Raw genomic sequence first — 17,390 nt, 5'->3', positions numbered from 1 at the left:
TGCGAGCTAAACGGGCGCGCGTTGCGTCTGGTCCTGCGGTTTTGCGCGCCGGGACGTTAGCGGCGTCTCGGTATCGAAGCGGACATGCAACAACCCTCTGCACAGCGCGCTGTTGAACTCGGCGTTGACGTCGACGCGCCGCAACGCGCGAACATAGGCAGCGAGCGTCTCGGCCTGCAGCGGCTGTCCCTCGACATCGACGAAGGCCAGACCCGCATTGGCGCCGGCGACGACCGGACGCCGTTCCAGGTAGCGCGCGACGAGCCGGGCACCCGCCTGGTCGAGATCCAGCGCCGCGAGTTCGTGGTAAGTCAGATCGACCAGCATCGTCGGCGCGAAGCCCTGATCGATCAGATGCGCCAGCAGCGCCGCCTGCCGACGTTGCAATGCCTTCAGCAGGAAGGTTCGCCGCACCTCGACGAGATCGCCATCGGCTTCCTCGCCGAACGTCTCCTCGAAGGACCGCCCCTCCTTCAGGCCGGTGTTGATCTTGTCGGCATACATGTGCTCGCCGAGCGTGACCTCGACCGAGCGCACCCACGGCAGCTGCAGCACCGCGGTACGCATGTCGTCGGCCATCAGGAACGAGAAGTTGGCGGCGCACCAATAGGTCGGCAGGCGGAAGCCGATGTGGACGCGGTAACCCGCATCCACATCGACCCCCGTGACGAACTTCAGATCCGTCACCGATTCGTCGAGCTCCGGATCGGTGATGGTCTCCAATGCGCGCCAGACCTCGGCCTCAAGATCTGCGATCGTCACGGCAGTCATCGCCTCACTCCGCCGCGTGAGCTGCGGCGAGGTGATCGTAGCCGCCGGCCGCACCGATCCGCTGCTTCTGGGCGTCGATATCGATGTTGTAGAGCCGTGCCGCGTTGAGCCCGAGGATCTTCTTCTTGGTCTCCAGCGTCAGCACCGCGCCGGTTTCCTTGCTGAGCTCCTCCGGAATCTCGAACGCCATGAAGCGATCGATCAGCCATTTCGGCGTCCAGATGCCGTAGTCGCTGCCATAGAGAATCTTGTCCGGGCCGATCCAGAACAGCAGCTCGGCCATCACATGCGCGAAATAGGCCGGGCGGGTGTGGATGAACGGCAACGCCACCGCGAGGCCGCCATAGACGTTGGTCTCCTGGGTGGCGATCCAGCAGAAATCGTCGAGCCGCGGCAGGCCGCAGTGTTCGACGATGAAGTTGAGCCCCTGGAACGAGGTCGCGACGTCGTCGATATCGCCGACATGGAACGAGTCCTTGTTCAGCGGGATGATGGTCGGGCCCTTGTGGACGTGAATATTCTTGATGCCGAGCTTCTCTGCGGCCTCGAGGAACGTATAGGACTCCTTGTCGTCGAGCCGGTAGCCCTTCGACTCGCCGCGCCATTCGGCGGTGTAAAGCTTGACGCCGGTCAGCTTGTACTTCTCGACGTCGGCGTGCAGCTGCTCGAGTCCCTTGTTGCCGTCGCGCGGGTCGAACGCGCCGTTGAGGATAAAGCGCTCCGGATACTCGCTTTTCAACGCCGCATTACGCTCCACAGTGTTGAAGCCGTGGTTGTAGAAATCGGTCAGATAGGTCGATTGCAAGATCGCCATATCGTCGTAGCCACGCACGAACAGATCGTCGTGCATCGTCCTGGCGTCGTACTTCTCGAACTGCTCAAGCGTCCACTTTTCGTCGGGCGGGCTCAGATTGGCGTGATAGGCATAGAAACACTCGATGAATTGCTTGCCGTGGATGTTCTTCTGGTTCGCCGGGCTGCCGTCCCAGAAATGGGTGTGGCCGTCGATCACAAAGATCTCTTCCCCTGATGCGGTCCTGTACATCGCGCTTCTCCCTGGTCGTGCCGCGTTGGGCACATCGATTGTTGATCGTTGGATCTCTGTCAGGCAGGGCCGGACTGTGCCCGGCCCTGCGCCGCATCAGTGCTCGATGTAGGCGAGCGCTTCGTTCATGTCGCCGAAGCAGACCACGGTGTCGTCGTCGACCATCACCATTCGGCCGTAATGCGTGGAGGTCGAGATCTCGAACAGATACGGTGTCATCTCGCGGCCGAGCGCTTCGCTGATCTCGCTCATTTTGAAGACCAGCTTGCCCTCGCCGTCGATCCGGATCATCGCCGGCATGAACGTCACCTTGACGCCGGCCTTCTGCTCCATCACTTCGGCGATGGCGCGCGCCTCGACGCTGTCGTTCATCGTGACCCCGCATTGATGCGAGATCGTCTCTTCGAATTTGATGTCCTTCATCGACTTGAAGATGTTGGTCGCGGCCTCGGTCATGTCGTTCTCCTGAACAGGTGATGGCTTGAAGGGGGTCGAGCGACGCCCGGACGACTGTCCGCGCGCCGCGGTGAGGCCGCTACGGCGCCTTGAGGCCGACCTGCGAGCAGATCGTCTGGATCCGGTTGTGCGCGCGCTCCTGCGCGTCGTCGAAGCTCGACACCTTGACGCGCGGCTGCGACCAGATCGGCTGCAGATTGGCGGCGGCCTCCTTGGCGAGCGCGCCGTGATGGGCGATCCAGCCGTTGAACAGCTTGGTGTTGTGCGCGCCGTGCTCCTTGTCGTGCGTCAGCATGTGCGCCAGCTCGACGGTGTTGGCGAGATTGCGCTCATAGTCCGCTTCCGCCGCCGCGACCACCGAGGGCGTCGCGAAATCGCCCTGCGACGCGGCCATCTGCATGATGAAGCCGCTGCGGAACAGCTCGCCGACCAGCGGCTCGAACACCAGGTTGGTCGCGAGATACTGCTCGAGATAGTCGGTCGCTCCCATGATGGCTTCGATCGCCCTGCGGGTCCCCTGCCAGATCGGATCTTCGAGCCAGTGCGTCTTGCCTGCGGTGTGGTCGAAGTTGCCGAGATCCATGCCGATCTCGCTGAGATACAGCGTCAGGTCTTGCGAGAAGCGAAGCTTGTAGGACGAATTGGTCAGCGTCGCGTTGTTGATCATCTGCGTGTAGCCGTAGCGCTGCGCCTGCATCAGCGAGGTGCCGAGCCCGAATTCGGCGTGCTTGTAGGCGCCGAGATGATCCTGCAGCACCTTGACCCATGCGGCGTCGAAGCGCTTCGGCGCGCCGGACTTGCGCGCATTCTCGATGACGCCCTGCACCATGCCGCAGATCGTCGACTGCCGCTGATAGTGCGTGCGCTCCCACTCCTGATCGACGGCGCGGAATTGATGCCAGTTCGAGCTCAGCGCCTTGGTCCAGGTCTTGGAATAGGTCGGCGTGCCGTCCGGAAACGAGATGATCCAATCCTGCAGCAGATAGCGCTCCGGATCGGGCTGCACGTCGACGGTCATGTCCTCGTAATGCGTCGCCTTGCGGGCCTTGGGCTCGTAGTAATTGTACTTACGACTGTCGGATCCGGCGAAGATCGCCGATCCGGCGGCACCGGACTTCTGCACGGTCTGTGGGCTCGCACTCATGTCATCCTCCCTGGGTTATGATTAATCTCGCCGAACGGCGTTCGGTCGTCGTGGAAAGCATCGGCCGTCAGCGCGTGGCCGGCGTGAATTTGTCGAAGAAGATGTGATCGGGCTCGACATTCGCCATTTGCAGTACCGGCAGCACCGCATCGATCATCGGCACCGGCCCGCAGGCGTAAGCGTCGATCACCCCGCTCAGAGACTCGGCGGCAAGCCGCCGCTGCACCACCTCGTGAATGAAACCGGTCTCGCCGTCCCACTGATCGTCGGCGGAGGCATGCGACAGCGCCGGGATGAACTGGAAGTCCGGCAGGGCCTTGGCCACCGCCGCGATCTCGTCGAGCATGAACAGATCGGCCCGCGTGCGCGCGCCGTAGAAGAACCGCACCGGCCGCTGATCGCCGCTCTGCACCTGATCCGACAGCATCGACCACAGCGGCGACATCCCGGATCCGCCGCCGATCAGCAGCAGCGGGCCGGTTCGCCCCTCGCGGCGGAAGCAGGTGCCGTAAGGCCCCTTGGCCTGCAGCACAGCGCCAGGCTGCAGCGCGCCGTCGAGCTGTGACGAGAACAGGCCGTTCGGATATTTCTTGATGATGAAGGACAGCCGCGTGCCGTCGACCGGCGCATTGGCCATCGAGAACGCCCGCGTCACGCCGACGTCGGGCAGCGTCAGATCGACATACTGACCGGCCCAAAACTTCATCGGCTTGTCGAGGTCGATTTCGAGCAGGCGAATATCGTGGGTCAGCGCCGTCACCTTGGCGAGCCGCGCCTCGAACGATTTCACCGCGATCGAATGCGACAGCAGCTCTTCGTCGAAATTCAGCAGCTCGACTTCGAGATCGCTGTAGGCGTGGGTCTTGCAGAGCAGGACGTGTTCGTTCTCGCGCTCGTAATCGGGCAGCGCGAAGGTCGAATACTTCAGCATCTCGATATCGCCGCTCAGCACACGCGCCTTGCAGGAGCCGCACTGGCCTTCCTTGCAGCCATGCATCAGCGCAATGCCCTGGCGAAAGCCGGCATCCAGCACGGTCTCGCCTTCCTCGACATCCATCTCGATGCCGACCGGCTCGAGGCGGACCTTGTAGGTGGTGGTGGTTTCCGACATGGATCTCGGCCTGGTTAGGGGAACGAAGCTCACAGCGCGCGCGGCGCCGCATCGGCGGGGGACCAGGGGACCGCGCTGAGCGGCCCCCTCGCCTTCCGACCTCGCTCAGTTGCAGGGGTTGATGGTGAAGCCCTTGCGATACTCGGCGACGGCGGCGTCGCGTTCGGCGCCGGGCTTCAATGCACGGAACGCGCGCAGCGGGCTGCCGAGCGTGTTGCCGCGGACGTGGTCGAGCGTCCACATGTCCTTCTGCTCGAAACGCAGGTGCGGCTGCGGCACCAGCGTCTTACCGTCGGAGCGCACGAAGCCGAGATCGACCAGGGCGTCGGCGTGATCCCAGCCGTGGTAGCACTCCTCCCACTCGCGCCGACCGCTGAAGCGCCCCATCGCCGGCGTGGCGCGACCTTCGTACTCGGCGGCGAACGCCACCTTGTGGGTCCAGCGGCAGCCTTCCGAGCAGTAGGTGTAGACCTTGCCGTCGACTTCGTCGCAGCAGAAATCCTCGCGGATCAGGCACGGCACCATGCAGCTCCAGCAGCGGTGCGGATAGACGTAGCCGACGTCGGAATTGAAGGCGATCACCTTCTCGCCCGGCTTCGACAGCTTCGCGTACCACTTCCAGTAATCGCCGAATTCGGCGTACCAGCCCGGGTACTTGTGCTCGAACCATTCGAAGTCCTTCTCGGTCTGGGCTTCGATCCGCCAGAAGTTGAACGACCAGCCGACCGAGAAGAACTGCGCGGTCTTGTGGACGTAATTCTTCTTGACGATCCGGTCCCAGGCCTCGGCGACGTCGTCGTGGTGGATCTTGATGCCGTATTTTTCGAGCGGCAGCATGTAGGTCCGGTAGTAGTCTTCGTAGATCCAGCGGTGCCACAGCTCGGCGTAGGATTCCTTGTTCTTGTCGCGGTTGGTGGTGCCGTATTCGATGAAGGTGCCGATCGCGGCGTCGACGATGGCGTGGTTCTGCCAGAATGCGTATTTCAGGTCGCGCTCGAGCAGCTGGTGGTTCGACGGATCGTGGATCATCGCCATCAGCATCGAGTGACCGTTGCCGATGTGGCGCGATTCGTCGGACTGCACCGACAGGAACACGGTCGGCAGCGCATAGTCGCCGTTCCGGGCGGCTTCCGACGGCATGGCGACGAACAGCGTGTTGGTGAAGGCGGTCTCGGCCACCACCGTCAGGTAGATGTTGGCGGCGGTGATGGCGTCGCCGGTGAGGAAGCCTTCGGCGAACTGCCGGCCGATCGTGGTGGCGTAGCACTTGCCGAATGCCGCTTCGGTGATGTCGAAGCCGGCCGGATCGATGTAGTTTTCCATGTACCACTTCTTCAGATTCATCTGAATCGTGGAGTGGCGGAACTCGTCGACCATCTGCATGGTAAAGCCGGTGCGCAGTTCCTCGCCCGGCGCCAGCCGGCCGACCATGGCCATCGACCGCGCCGCGGAGATCTCCGGAAACGGAATGATCGCCAGGAACAGCTTCATCCATTCGACCCAGCGCGGCTCGACATTGCGGAACATGTCGCCGCGCAGCGCCGCGTCGAGCGCGCCGTAGACGCGATTGTCCTTCTCCTCCTGCATCGGGAAGTAGGAGCGCAAGACCTGCTTCATCGGGTCGCGCGGCACCCGCGAGATCTTGTAGTCGGTCGGGAAGGTCATCGCCTCCTGGACGTAGCTCGGCGTCCAGCCGAGATCGGACACCCGATTCGCGGCTTCCGCAGTGCTGATCCCCTTCTGGTTCACGATCTTGTTCAGCGTCAGTGTCTCGGACATTTACTTCTCCCTTGGACGTTGCGTTGACTTCACTCTCTGCCTTTGTTGGTCGGAAGCCGGTGTTGTCGCGGTTAGAGCGGTGGCGTCCGATGGTCGGAGGTCCGTCGTTCAGGACGGGCCGGAAACCGGCCGCTGGGCCGGGTCGAGACTCGCAGCGCCCTTGGTGAGGGGCTTGCCTTCGGCGATGAACCGCGCCGTGAGCACGAGCGCGCCCATCGCGAAGTCCTTGCCGTGCTCGGCGATCATCGCCTCGGCGACGCCCGCGAGCTGCACGAAGAAGCCGTCTTTAGAGCGGTCCTCGTCGCTGAGTTCGATCGGGTCGGATGGCGCGAAGCCGTCTGCGCCCGGTCCCTTCCCCGCAGTCCCGATGCTGTTGCTGGTCATCATGCGTTTCCCGTTCGGTGGTTGTGGCCCCCGCCCTGTGGTCCCGCGTCGAACTCGAGCAGCGAGGCGTTCAGCCACTCGCGTTCGGCGACGAGGCGTTCGTGTTCGTCCCGCAACTGCCGCAGTCGCGCGGTCATCCGCTCGACTTCGGCAGTCGCGTCGGTCCCCGCATCCGGCAGTTTGCTGTCGCGGAGCGCGCAATGCAGTTCGATCTCGGCGCCGCCGCGCGCGCTATCATTGCGCAGCTGCGCCTCGTTGTTGCGGATGATCGCTTCGATCAGCCGGTGCCGTGCCAGCATGCTAGCGCGGGCCGCGTCGCGATCCGACCTGTCGGCATCCGGCGGATCGTCCGCACTGCTCTTGGTCATGTCGCCCATCCAGGTTTGCGGCGGCGAGCGAACCGCCTCGCAGCGGTTCGTCATGGCACCAGCACGGCCCGGCCGTGGATGCGGCCATGATGCAGATCGTGCAGCGCGTCGTTGGCGGCGCTGAGCTTGTATTCCTTGGTGTGAAGCTGAACGAGACCGCGATCGGCGAGCGTCATCAGTTCGACAAGCTCGGCATAGCTGCCGACCAGATTGCCCACGATGGTCTTTTCCGAGGTGATCAGGTCGATGGTCGGCAGTTCGATTTTTCCGCCGTAGCCGACCACGTAGTAGAAGCCGTCGTTGGCCGTCATCGCCAGACCGCGGGCGACGGCCTCGCCTTCGCCGACGAAATCGATCACGGCTTCGGCACCGCGCCCGGCGGTCAGCGCCAGCATCGCTTCGACCTCGTTGCCGTCGGCTTTCACCAGATGGTGCGCGCCGCAGGTCTTGGCGAGTTCGAGCGACTTGTCGTCGCGATCGACCACGATGATTTCGGCGGCGCACAACGCCGCCAGAACCTGAATGCCGATATGACCGAGGCCGCCGGCGCCGATGACCGCAACGTATTGGCCGGGCAACAGATGCCGCGACGCCTTTTTGGCAGCTCGATACGCGGTGAGACCGGCGTCGGTGTAGGGAGCTACATCTTTCGGCGCGAGCGTCTTCGGCAACTTGATCAGCGAACGCTGCCCCGTCAGCAGATACTCCGCGTAGCCGCCATTGGCATTGATGCCGGGGAACACGCTGCCGTCGGCGTGCATGTCGTTGCCGCGCCGACACGCCAGGCAGTGACCGCTGGTCACCAGCGGATGACAGATCACCGGATCGCCGACCTTGATGCCTTCGACACCGGGGCCGATCGCTTCGACCCAGCCGGCATTCTCGTGGCCCATGATGTAAGGCAGGTTGACGTCAACCTTGCTGCGCCAGATGCCTTCGACGATGTGCAGATCCGTCCGGCACACGCCCGCGCCGCCGATCCGCACCACGACGTCCGACGGCCGCGTGATCTTCGGGTCCGCCACGTCCTCGTATTTGACGAATTCCTTCGCTGTCAGCTTCTCGTCGAATTCATGCAGAACCGCGGCTTTCATTGAACCCTTCGCTCCCTGGAAATTATTTTTGTTCCGTCACCATGTTGACGCCGGCGACGAACTAACAACAGCAAGAGCCATGCCACGCGACTAACAGACTGAATTGCATACACTTCCAGAAAGTGCTGCAGCGCAGGCACGATCCGCATCGGACCAGCGTGGTGAACACTGGTGTTCCGCGACGGAACACTTCTCGCGGGGAACGACCGTTTTGGAATTTTGCTTAGTTGGAATATGTTGAAATTCGAACGCCGCAACGAGAAGCCGAATATGGCTCGCGGGACGGAGGAACGTCTGATGCTGGATCAGGGAGGGCAGTCGATGCTGCTGGCCGGGCGTCGCCTCGACAATATCGGCTTGGCGCTCGAGCAACGCGGCGGCTCACCCGCCGGCTACATGCCGGTCGATATTTACGACAGCTGGATGCGCTGCATCGCACTCGGACTCGATATGCGGCAGCCGCCGCCGCCGGAGTTCGTCAACCCGGCCACGCTGCGCCAGGAGCAACAACGCTGCTCGCTGGTGCGCGGATTGGCGCTGGCCGAGATGCACACGCTGCATCAGCAGATCTCCGGCTCGAATTTCATGGTGGCTTTCGCGAGCGCCGAAGGCCTGCTGCTCGACATCATCGGCGATCGCAGCTTCCGCGACGCGTCCGACGCGGCGGGCATCAGGCCCGGCGCGCTGTGGACCGAGCGTCATTGCGGAACCAACGGGCTCGGCACCGCGGCGCATCTCAAGCGGCCGGTCGCGGTCCACGGCGATCAGCACTTCTTTCCGCGCTACAACAACCTGACCTGCGTCGCGGCTCCGATCTTCGCGCCGGACGGCGAACTCACCGGCATCCTCGACGCCTCGTCAGATTGTCTGTCGCGCCAGACCCACACCCAGGCTCTCGTGGGAATGGCGGCGACGCAGATCGAAAACGGGCTGTTTCGGGAGTATCACCGCGGCAACATTCTGATCGCGTTTCACAATCGCGGCGAGTACTTGCACACGCTGAGCGCCGGCCTGCTCGCGATCGACGAGGATGGCGGCATTCTCGCCGCTAATCGTGCGGCGCGCGTGCTCCTACACGGGTTGCCGGCCGCGGCCGGACGCCATTTCGCCGATGTGTTCCGGACCAACTTCACCCGCTTCGTCGACGAAGGCCGGCGCAGCGAGCGGCAGAGCCTGGAGGACGACGTCGGCAGCCAGTTCGTCGCCACCATCGAGAACACGCGTCAGTTCCCGATGCTGTCGCAGCCGCGCGTCCCGGCGCCGCAGCCGCAGCCCGCCATCGAATTCGTTTCCGCCGATCCGGCGATCGCGGCGATCGTGCGCCAGGTCGAGAACGCGGCGGCGCGCAGGATGCCGATCCTGGTGCGCGGCGAGACAGGCACCGGCAAGGAACAGCTCGCCCGCCATGCCCACGCTGCGAGCCGCCGCAGCGGATCATTCGTCCCGGTGAACTGCGCGGCGCTGCCCGACAGTCTGATCGAGGCCGAATTGTTCGGTTACGCCGAGGGCTCGTTCACCGGCGCGCGCAAGGGCGGATCGACCGGACTGTTCAGGGAGGCCGATGGCGGAACGCTGTTTCTCGACGAGATCGGCGACATGCCGGTGTCGCTGCAGGCGGTGCTGCTTCGCTTCCTCGACGACTGGACGGTGCGCCCGGTCGGCGGCGCCAAGCGCAAGGTCGACGTGCAACTGGTGTCGGCCACCAATGCCGATCTCGACGAGTCGATCGCCAAGGGCCGCTTCCGTGCCGATCTGCTGTTTCGCCTGAACACGCTCGAGGTCACGCTACCGCCGCTGCGCGCGCGATCCGACTTCGCCGACATCGCAAGGCATGTGATGTCCCGGATCGATCCGTCGGCACGGCTGACGCCGGGCGCAATCGAACGGCTGACCGAGCTCGAATGGCATGGCAACATCCGGCAATTGCGCAACGTACTGTCGCGGCTATCGCTCGCCGAACAAGGCTGCCTGATCGGCGAGGCCGCGGTCAAAACCGCGCTTGGCGATCTCTCCGCCAAGCGGCTGTCTGCGGGCGTACCGAGCGGCGGCGGTCTCAAGCGCGGGCTGCGCGATCTGCAGCGCGCGCAACTGCTCAGCGCCTATGCCGAAGCCGGCAACAACGTCAGCAAGGCGGCGCGCCGGCTCGGCGTGTCGCGCAACATGATCTATCGCGCGCTGCGCGAGCCGGATTGATGGGTCACGTCGCACACCAGCAGGGAGGACGTCCGTGTTCGAACCGCAGAACAATCTCGAAGCGTTGATGCAGGCCGCCGCTCGCGATCCGGATGCCGCGCCGGCATTCTATCAGGCGCTGCTCAACACCGAGATCTACATCCTGGTGCCGGAGGCGCCCGTTGCGCCCGGCGAAAGCCGTGCGCTGCAGCCACAGGAGACCATCAACGTCGCCACGGTCGAATTTCAGGGGCTACGTTGGCATCCGGCCTTCACCTCGCAGCTGCGCATCTCCGAATACGTCAGGGAACCCGAAAGCTGTCTCGGCGCTGTCGCCGCGGATTTGTTCGCGATGCTGCCGGGGTCGAACTTCTGGCTCAATCCATCGTCCGAATGCCAAAAGCCTCTGCCCGCGCCGGAGATCGAAATGATCACCGGCGGCAAGATCTTCGCAGCGGTCGGTGCGACATCCGGCCGACGACATTCTCCGTCGCCGACGCAAGGTCACGCCTCTGGCAAGACTCCCATAGTCCCGCCGGGTCGGATCATCCCGAAAAGCTCTGGGCACAGAGAATAGAGTTGCGGCGCTCTCGCCACCAAGCAGCCGGCGCAGCGCGCTGTGGGGTCAGTGTTCGGCCCGTGAAGGATCGACGCCGTCCTCAACATGACAAGCGCAGGCAAATGCACTGTCGATTGTTTGCAAGCGCCTCGAACGTTCTCGATGACCGTTCAGGATGCGAAACAATGGCAGCGATCGCCTATCGCCCAACACAAGCGTATCGCCAGGTCCCGCCCCCAGCGAGACATTGCCTGCATGTTGAGAAACGGATCGGGAGAATTTGGCAGCGAGCCACTGAAAGCTCTGGAAGCCATTGAAAATCTTGGTCGGAGTGGCAGGATTCGAACCTGCGACCCCTGCGTCCCGAACGCAGTGCTCTACCGGGCTGAGCCACACTCCGACAAGAGGCCCGGCTTATAGCGTCCGCCTTTCGGCTTCGCAAGCGTTCCTATGGGATATTCTGCAGGATTTTTATCCAACCGCCGCCTCCGGTCGGAGCGGCGGTTGGACCCGTGAAAGTTCAGCCCTGAACGGGCGTGAAGCCGTAAAGCCGGTAGGCGTTGTCGGTGAAGACGCGGTCACGCGCAGCCGCGTCCGGCACCCAGTCGGCGAGCAGATCGAGCAACTCGCCGACGTTCATCATGTGCTGCCAGGTCGCGACATGCGGCCAGTCGCTGCCCCAGACGCAGCGATCCGGTGCCGTCTCGTGCAACAGGCGGGCGAACGGAATGGTGTCGAGATAGGGGAATCCCGCCACCGTATTCCGATAGGCGCCCGACAGCTTGACCCAGGCGCCGTCGCGCACCAGCGACACCAGCGTCCGGAAGCCGGGATCATCGATCCCGCGCGACACCGGGAAGTGCCCCCAGTGATCGACGATAAACGGCACCGGCAGATCCCCGAGCTGCGGCGCCAGCGGCACCAGATCCTTGGCGTCGATCAGGAACTGCAGATGCCAGCCGAGCTCCTTGGCCATCGCCGCATATTCGCCGACGCGCTCGAACCCGATGCCGCCGCCATACAGGATGTTCAGGCGGAGGCCGACGACGCCGGCATCCTTCAGCGCCGCCAGTTCCTTGTCCGGCAGCCCGAGCGGGATCACCGCGATGCCCTTCAGCCGATCGCGATGCGCCTGCAGCGTCTCCAGCATCAGCCGATTGTCGGTGCCGTGCACGCTGACCTGCACCACCACGCCGTAGGTCATGCCGGTGGCATCGAGCATCGCCAGATAGGACTCCGGCGTCGCCGCCGGCGGCGTGTAGCTGCGGACATCCACGAACGGATAATCCGGCGGCAACCCGATGACGTGGGCATGGGTATCGACCGCGCCGGGCGGCACGACGTAACGCGTCGGCCGCCGCGGGGCCGGATCCGGCCCCGGACACGCCGGAGCCGGTTCCTTGGACGTATCAGCCTTACTCATCGGCGCTGAGCACCCTGCCGCGGGTCTCCGGCAGCGCATAGGCGGCGGCGAAGAACAGCACGTAAGCGAACACCGCGAACAGGCAGATCGCATTGGCGAGCGTCGTGACCTGCGACAGATAGCCGACCAGGAACGGAAACAGCGCACCGACGCCGCGGCCGAAATTGTAACAGAAGCCCTGGCCCGAGCCGCGCAGGCTGGTCGGGAACAGCTCAGTCAGGAACGCACCCATGCCGGAGAAGTAGCCCGAGGCGAAGAAGCCGAGCGGGAAGCCGAGCACCCAGAGCATTTCGTTGGAAAGCGGAAGCTGCGTGTAAGCGAGCACCACCACCATCGCGCCCAGCGAGAACGTCAGGAACAGGCTGCGACGGCCAAACCGATCGGCGAACCACGCACCGACCAGATAGCCGACGAACGAGCCGACGATCAGCGTCGCCAGATAGCCGGTCGAGCCGACGATCGAGAGCTTGCGTTCGGTGGTGAGGAAGCGCGGCACCCAGAAGGTGATCGCGTAGTAACCGCCCTGGCAGCCGGTCGCGACCAGCGAGGCCAGGATGGTAGTCTTCAGGATCCGGCCCTGGAAGATCGCCAGGATCGAACGGCTACCACCCGCCGCCGTAACCTTGGCACGAGCCTCCACAGCAACCTCGGGCTCTTTCACATAGGCGCGCAGATACAGCACCAGCAGCGCCGGTAGCGCGCCGATCGCGAACATCCAGCGCCACGCCTGGTCGGCCGGCAACAGCGAGAACAGCGCAGCCTGCGCCAGCACCGCCATGCCCCAACCGACCGCCCAGCCCGACTGCACCGAGCCGACCGCACGGCCGCGATATTGCGGACGGATCGTCTCACCGATCAGCACGGCACCGGCCGCCCATTCGCCGCCGAAGCCGAAGCCGAGTAGCGCGCGCAGGATCAGCAATTGCTCGAAGTTCTGCGCGAACGCGCACAGCAGCGAAAACAACGAAAACCAGATGATCGTGAACTGCAGCGTGCGGACGCGGCCGATCCGGTCGGCCAGATAACCCGCCGCCCAGCCGCCGACTGCGGAGGCCAGCAGCGTCACCGTGCCCGCGAGACCGGCCGCGCCGGCATCGACCTTCCACAGCGCGATGATCGTGCCGATCACCAGCGGGTAGATCATGAAGTCCATGCCGTCGAGCGCCCAGCCTGTGGCACAGGCCCAGAACGTGCGCTTCTCGGTAACGGTCATGTCTTTGTAGAAGCCGGTCAGGCTGGTGTCCGTGATCGGCGCGACCGTGCTCGAAGATGTCGTCATACGTATCCTCCCTCGCTCGCCTTCACCGGGCGACCGCTCGTCGGCGACAAATTTCGCAATCGTGAGAACACGTCTGCCGGAAAATTGTCAGCGTCCCGCGGTGTCCGCGGCTTTCTGTCGAAAAATTACTCGCGCCCGCGCTGCGTCCGGCGATACCGAGCGGGGCTTTCACCGGTGACCTGGCGGAACGCGACGCCGAAATGCGACTGCGACGAGAAGCCGACGCCGAGCGCGATCTCGACGATCGGCAGATCCGACGTCTCGAGCAGCCGCCGGGCGGCAGCGACGCGCTGTTCCACCACGAAGCGATGCGGCGTCATGCCGGTGGAACGCTTGAAGCTGCGAATGAAGCAGGACGGGCTCATGCCCGCGACCTCGGCCATCGCCGCCAACGTGATCGGCGCACCAAGATCGGCACGGACGAACTCGGTGATACGGTCGCGCACCGGTGCTTCCAGCGGTGCGGATTGGTCCGCGGTCACGGCGCGCGGCGCCGAATAGCGATCGGTCAGATGCAGCGCGAGTGTATAGGCCAGCTGCTCGGCGAGCAGCGCGTTCGGCCGGTCGCCGCTGTCGCTCGCCTCGACCAGGCGCTTGGCCGACACTTCCAGCAGCGGATCGTCAACGTCCCACGCGGTGTCGCGCAGGCAGATCGGACCGGCGGAGCCGAGCGACGCGCCGACGTCTTTCAGCAGCGGTTCGCCGAGATACAGCAGCAGCAGCTTGCCCCATTGGGTGTCCGGAATCGCGTCCACCACCACGCGCCGGCCCGGCTGACCGATGCGAAACCGCCCGGACCGCACTGGCGCGTCGCGGCGAACCTTGCCGTTTTCCATCAGAACGTGGCGCCGCACGTCGTACAGCGTGATCGCCACGGTCGGCACCGGCAGCTCGCCGAACTCGTAGATATGCGGCCCCGTCACCTCGCTGACAGCCGCGGCAAATCCCGTGGTCGACCACAGATCGATCAAGGCCGATTGCCTTCGGCCGGTGACGCGTTCGGCATGAAGGAGAGGATTGAGCTGCATCAGAAGGGGCGCCTGTTTGAACGAAATATCCTCACTCTATATTGGCGGAGCTTGCAAGCCCCGGCCCGAAACGCCGCCTAACCTGCCCATTTGACGGGGTTTTCGCGCGCGGATCGGCCGGATTCGCGGTTTGCGCGAGACCGCAAGCCACAAGGCGCGATCGCAGAGCTTCCACGCGCGGCGCATCGCAGCACGTCGACTTTGCTACTTCGCAACCGCCCGATTTGCGATATGAAACCCGAAATGATGCTCGACCTGATCACCAAGACGCTGGCCGCGACCGATGCGGACGAAGCTGCGCGCGTGCTGCGCGGCGGCGGGCTGGTCGCGTTCCCCACCGAGACGGTGTACGGGCTCGGTGCCGATGCGGCCAATGCTGAAGCGGTGGCGCGGCTCTACGCGGCGAAGGGTCGGCCGTCATTCAATCCATTGATCGCTCACGTCGCCAGCCTCGAAGCCGCACGCACGGTCGCGCGGTTCGATGCCGCCGCGCTGCGCCTCGCCGCAGCGTTCTGGCCGGGACCGCTGACGCTGGTACTGCCGAAGGCGGTGAATTGCTCCGTGTGCGATCTCGCCACCGCCGGCCTCGACAGCGTCGCCCTCCGCGTGCCGTCGCATCCGGTGGCACAGGCCCTGCTGCGCGCCTTCGGCGGGCCAGTGGTGGCGCCGTCCGCCAACAGGTCCGGTCACGTGTCGCCGACCACCGCGGCGCATGTCGCTTCCGATCTCGACGGCCGGATCGACGTGATCGTCGACGGTGGGCCGGTGATGGTCGGCGTCGAATCGACGATCGTCAGTTGCCTCGGCGCACCTGTCCTGCTCCGCCCCGGCGGTCTGCCGCGCGAAGCGATCGAACGCGTGCTCGGTCACAAGCTGGGCGCACCAGCAGTAACTAACAACGCCAATGATCACGCGCCGCTCGCGCCGGGCATGCTGGCCTCGCACTACGCGCCGCGCGCAACGGTGCGGCTGAACGCGACCGAGGTGAAGCCGGGCGAAGCTCTGCTCGCATTCGGTCCTGATGTGCTGCCGGGTGCGGAGACGACCGTTGCCGTGCACAACCTGTCGCCCGGCGGCGATCTCACAGAAGCTGCCGCACATCTGTTCGGCGCTCTCCGCGCGCTCGATGATCACGGCGCTCGCGGCATCGCGGTGATGCCGATCCCGCACCACGGGCTCGGTGAAGCGATCAACGATCGCCTGCGCCGTGCAGCGGCACCGCGCCCATGACCAACAAACAAATCCATCGCGACGTCGTCGCGCGCGAAACGGACCAATCGAGAAGCGTCTGAGACGCGCTTCGGATCGGCTCGCTTCGTTCCTCGCAACGACAGGGAAGAGGAAACACCATGAATATCGTCAGCCCGCTCTCGCCCGCACCTCTTTCGCCCGAGCTGATCGCGCGCTTCACCGCGATCGTCGGCGATAAGCATGCGCTGACCGATCCTCTGGAGCTCGAAGCCTACATCACCGAGGAGCGCAATCTGTATCGCGGCCACTCGCCGCTGGTGCTGCGTCCGGGGTCGACCGAGGAAGTCGTGGCGATCTGCAAGCTGGCGAACGAGGCGCGCGTCGCGCTGGTGCCGCAGGGCGGCAACACTGGCCTCGTCGGCGGGCAGACTCCGCACAATGGCGAGGTGGTGATTTCGTTGAAGCGGATGGACAAGATCCGTGAAGTCGATACCTCGTCGAACACCATCACGGTCGAAGCCGGCGCCATCCTGCAGCGGGTGCAGGAGAAGGCCGCGGAGGTGGACCGGCTGTTTCCGCTGTCGCTCGGCGCGCAAGGTAGTTGCACCATCGGCGGCAACCTCTCCACCAATGCCGGCGGTACTGCGGCGCTCGCCTATGGGCTGGCGCGCGACATGGCGCTCGGCGTCGAGGTCGTGCTCGCCGACGGCCGGGTGATGAACCTGCTGTCCAAGCTGAAGAAGGACAACACCGGCTACGATCTGCGCGATCTGTTCATCGGCGCCGAAGGCACGCTCGGTATCATCACTGCGGCAACCCTGAAATTGTTTCCGAAGCCGCGGGCGGTCGAGACCGCGTTCGTCGGCCTGCAATCGCCGGACGACGCGCTGAAGCTGCTCGGCATCGCGCAAGGAGAGGCGGCCGGCAACCTGACCAGCTTCGAACTGATCGCGGAGACGCCGCTCGATTTCTCGGTGCGCCACGCCAACAACCGCGATCCACTCGAAGCGCGCTATCCGTGGTACGTGCTGATCGAATTGTCGTCGCCGCGCGACGACGCCCGCGCCGCACTGGAGACGATCCTCGAGCGCGGCTTCGAAGACGGTATCGTCGTGGACGCGGCGATCGCAAGTTCGGTGCAGCAGCAGCAGGCGTTCTGGAAGCTGCGTGAGGAGATCTCGCCGGCGCAGAAGCCGGAAGGCGGTTCGATCAAGCACGACATCTCGGTGCCGGTCGCCGCGGTGCCGCAGTTCATCGAACAAGCCAATGCCGCCGTGGTCGCCCTCATCCCGGGTGCGCGCCCGGTGCCGTTCGGCCATCTTGGCGACGGCAATATTCACTACAACGTCAGCCAGCCGGTCGGCGCCGACAAGGCCGAGTTTCTGGCCCGCTGGCACGATGTCAGCCAAGTGGTATTCGACGTCGTGCTGCGGCTCGGCGGTTCGATCTCGGCCGAACACGGCATCGGCGTGATGAAGCGCGACGAGCTCGCCGAGGTGAAGGACAAGACCGCGATCGAACTGATGCGGTCGATCAAAGCCCTGCTGGACCCGCACGGCATCATGAATCCCGGCAAGGTGGTGTAG

Annotated in this window: 16 protein-coding genes and 1 tRNA gene; 4 read left to right on the top strand and 13 right to left on the bottom strand. The window is 64.6% G+C overall.

What is annotated here, in order from left to right; translation table 11 throughout:
* Positions 1 to 6: 6 nt before the first annotated feature.
* The 9 genes from DY468_RS11905 to DY468_RS11865 form a co-directional block, all read right to left on the bottom strand.
* Entirely contained in the window at positions 7 to 771 is a 765-nt protein-coding gene (locus DY468_RS11905) for a metal-sulfur cluster assembly factor (RefSeq protein ID WP_164605018.1), read from the bottom strand.
* Between the two features lie 4 nt (positions 772 to 775).
* A complete protein-coding gene (locus DY468_RS11900) occupies positions 776 to 1,816 on the bottom strand; it encodes an amidohydrolase family protein (RefSeq protein ID WP_164605017.1) in 1,041 nt (346 codons plus the stop codon).
* A 96-nt stretch (positions 1,817 to 1,912) separates the two neighbouring features.
* Entirely contained in the window at positions 1,913 to 2,272 is a 360-nt protein-coding gene (locus DY468_RS11895) for an MmoB/DmpM family protein (RefSeq protein WP_164605016.1), read from the bottom strand.
* Positions 2,273 to 2,351: 79 nt separating this feature from the next.
* Positions 2,352 to 3,416: an aromatic/alkene monooxygenase hydroxylase subunit beta gene (locus DY468_RS11890; protein WP_164605015.1), complete on the bottom strand. Its 1,065-nt coding sequence runs from the start codon at positions 3,414 to 3,416 to the stop codon at positions 2,352 to 2,354.
* A 67-nt stretch (positions 3,417 to 3,483) separates the two neighbouring features.
* Positions 3,484 to 4,527, bottom strand: a complete 1,044-nt coding sequence (locus DY468_RS11885; protein WP_164605014.1) for an NADH:ubiquinone reductase (Na(+)-transporting) subunit F — start codon at positions 4,525 to 4,527, stop codon at positions 3,484 to 3,486.
* Between the two features lie 105 nt (positions 4,528 to 4,632).
* Positions 4,633 to 6,306 carry an aromatic/alkene/methane monooxygenase hydroxylase/oxygenase subunit alpha gene (locus DY468_RS11880; RefSeq protein ID WP_164605013.1) on the bottom strand — a complete coding sequence of 558 codons (1,674 nt, stop codon included), beginning with the start codon at positions 6,304 to 6,306 and terminating at the stop codon, positions 4,633 to 4,635.
* A 108-nt stretch (positions 6,307 to 6,414) separates the two neighbouring features.
* Positions 6,415 to 6,690: a hypothetical protein gene (locus DY468_RS11875; RefSeq protein WP_246700956.1), complete on the bottom strand. Its 276-nt coding sequence runs from the start codon at positions 6,688 to 6,690 to the stop codon at positions 6,415 to 6,417.
* Positions 6,690 to 7,067 (bottom strand): hypothetical protein, encoded by a 378-nt coding sequence (locus DY468_RS11870; RefSeq protein WP_164605012.1) that lies wholly within the window; start codon positions 7,065 to 7,067, stop codon positions 6,690 to 6,692. Before DY468_RS11870 ends, DY468_RS11875 begins: the two co-directional genes overlap by 1 nt.
* A gap of 41 nt (positions 7,068 to 7,108) precedes the next feature.
* Positions 7,109 to 8,152: an NAD(P)-dependent alcohol dehydrogenase gene (locus DY468_RS11865; protein ID WP_164605011.1), complete on the bottom strand. Its 1,044-nt coding sequence runs from the start codon at positions 8,150 to 8,152 to the stop codon at positions 7,109 to 7,111.
* A gap of 321 nt (positions 8,153 to 8,473) precedes the next feature.
* Here DY468_RS11865 and DY468_RS11860 point away from each other — a divergent pair, with 321 nt between their 5' ends.
* Together DY468_RS11860 and DY468_RS11855 are read left to right on the top strand one after the other, a co-directional pair.
* Complete coding sequence (locus DY468_RS11860) at positions 8,474 to 10,345, top strand: sigma-54-dependent Fis family transcriptional regulator (protein WP_164605033.1); 1,872 nt, start codon at positions 8,474 to 8,476, stop codon at positions 10,343 to 10,345.
* 34 nt (positions 10,346 to 10,379) lie between these two features.
* Positions 10,380 to 10,901, top strand: a complete 522-nt coding sequence (locus tag DY468_RS11855; RefSeq protein ID WP_164605010.1) for an SseB family protein — start codon at positions 10,380 to 10,382, stop codon at positions 10,899 to 10,901.
* 305 nt (positions 10,902 to 11,206) lie between these two features.
* Here the strand turns inward: DY468_RS11855 and DY468_RS11850 are convergent.
* From DY468_RS11850 to DY468_RS11835, 4 genes are all read right to left on the bottom strand, one after another.
* Positions 11,207 to 11,283: transfer RNA gene (locus tag DY468_RS11850), tRNA-Pro, on the bottom strand.
* 120 nt (positions 11,284 to 11,403) lie between these two features.
* Entirely contained in the window at positions 11,404 to 12,306 is a 903-nt protein-coding gene (locus DY468_RS11845; protein WP_164605009.1) for an amidohydrolase family protein, read from the bottom strand.
* The gene (locus DY468_RS11840) at positions 12,299 to 13,585 is read right to left on the bottom strand and encodes an MFS transporter (RefSeq protein WP_164605008.1); all 1,287 of its coding nucleotides are present in this window, start codon (positions 13,583 to 13,585) and stop codon (positions 12,299 to 12,301) included. The genes DY468_RS11845 and DY468_RS11840 overlap by 8 nt, the downstream gene beginning before the upstream one ends.
* A gap of 125 nt (positions 13,586 to 13,710) precedes the next feature.
* A complete protein-coding gene (locus DY468_RS11835; RefSeq protein WP_164605007.1) occupies positions 13,711 to 14,613 on the bottom strand; it encodes a helix-turn-helix domain-containing protein in 903 nt (300 codons plus the stop codon).
* A 243-nt stretch (positions 14,614 to 14,856) separates the two neighbouring features.
* Here DY468_RS11835 and DY468_RS11830 point away from each other — a divergent pair, with 243 nt between their 5' ends.
* Both DY468_RS11830 and DY468_RS11825 read left to right on the top strand, forming a co-directional pair.
* Complete coding sequence (locus tag DY468_RS11830; RefSeq protein WP_164605032.1) at positions 14,857 to 15,843, top strand: L-threonylcarbamoyladenylate synthase; 987 nt, start codon at positions 14,857 to 14,859, stop codon at positions 15,841 to 15,843.
* 119 nt (positions 15,844 to 15,962) lie between these two features.
* Positions 15,963 to 17,390, top strand: coding sequence for an FAD-binding oxidoreductase (locus DY468_RS11825; RefSeq protein ID WP_164605006.1), 1,428 nt, complete (start codon positions 15,963 to 15,965; stop codon positions 17,388 to 17,390).

Source organism: Rhodopseudomonas sp. BR0M22 (assembly GCF_010907035.1).
Classification (GTDB): Bacteria; Pseudomonadota; Alphaproteobacteria; order Rhizobiales; family Xanthobacteraceae; genus Rhodopseudomonas.
The sequence above is the reverse complement of the archived record's forward strand: the minus strand, read 5'-3'. Positions and strand labels throughout refer to the sequence as shown.

Bases quoted from the DNA above. Each gene is read 5' to 3' on its own strand.
- DY468_RS11825 (WP_164605006.1), top strand. From the start codon at position 15,963: ATGAATATCGTCAGCCCGCTCTCGCCCGCACCTCTTTCGCCCGAGCTG.
- DY468_RS11890 (WP_164605015.1), bottom strand. From the start codon at position 3,416: ATGAGTGCGAGCCCACAGACCGTGCAGAAGTCCGGTGCCGCCGGATCG.
- DY468_RS11895 (WP_164605016.1), bottom strand. From the start codon at position 2,272: ATGACCGAGGCCGCGACCAACATCTTCAAGTCGATGAAGGACATCAAA.
- DY468_RS11880 (WP_164605013.1), bottom strand. From the start codon at position 6,306: ATGTCCGAGACACTGACGCTGAACAAGATCGTGAACCAGAAGGGGATC.
- DY468_RS11860 (WP_164605033.1), top strand. From the start codon at position 8,474: ATGCTGCTGGCCGGGCGTCGCCTCGACAATATCGGCTTGGCGCTCGAG.
- DY468_RS11875 (WP_246700956.1), bottom strand. From the start codon at position 6,690: ATGACCAGCAACAGCATCGGGACTGCGGGGAAGGGACCGGGCGCAGAC.
- DY468_RS11840 (WP_164605008.1), bottom strand. From the start codon at position 13,585: ATGACGACATCTTCGAGCACGGTCGCGCCGATCACGGACACCAGCCTG.
- DY468_RS11835 (WP_164605007.1), bottom strand. From the start codon at position 14,613: ATGCAGCTCAATCCTCTCCTTCATGCCGAACGCGTCACCGGCCGAAGG.
- DY468_RS11885 (WP_164605014.1), bottom strand. From the start codon at position 4,527: ATGTCGGAAACCACCACCACCTACAAGGTCCGCCTCGAGCCGGTCGGC.
- DY468_RS11845 (WP_164605009.1), bottom strand. From the start codon at position 12,306: ATGAGTAAGGCTGATACGTCCAAGGAACCGGCTCCGGCGTGTCCGGGG.
- DY468_RS11900 (WP_164605017.1), bottom strand. From the start codon at position 1,816: ATGTACAGGACCGCATCAGGGGAAGAGATCTTTGTGATCGACGGCCAC.
- DY468_RS11865 (WP_164605011.1), bottom strand. From the start codon at position 8,152: ATGAAAGCCGCGGTTCTGCATGAATTCGACGAGAAGCTGACAGCGAAG.
- DY468_RS11870 (WP_164605012.1), bottom strand. From the start codon at position 7,067: ATGGGCGACATGACCAAGAGCAGTGCGGACGATCCGCCGGATGCCGAC.
- DY468_RS11830 (WP_164605032.1), top strand. From the start codon at position 14,857: ATGATGCTCGACCTGATCACCAAGACGCTGGCCGCGACCGATGCGGAC.
- DY468_RS11905 (WP_164605018.1), bottom strand. From the start codon at position 771: ATGACTGCCGTGACGATCGCAGATCTTGAGGCCGAGGTCTGGCGCGCA.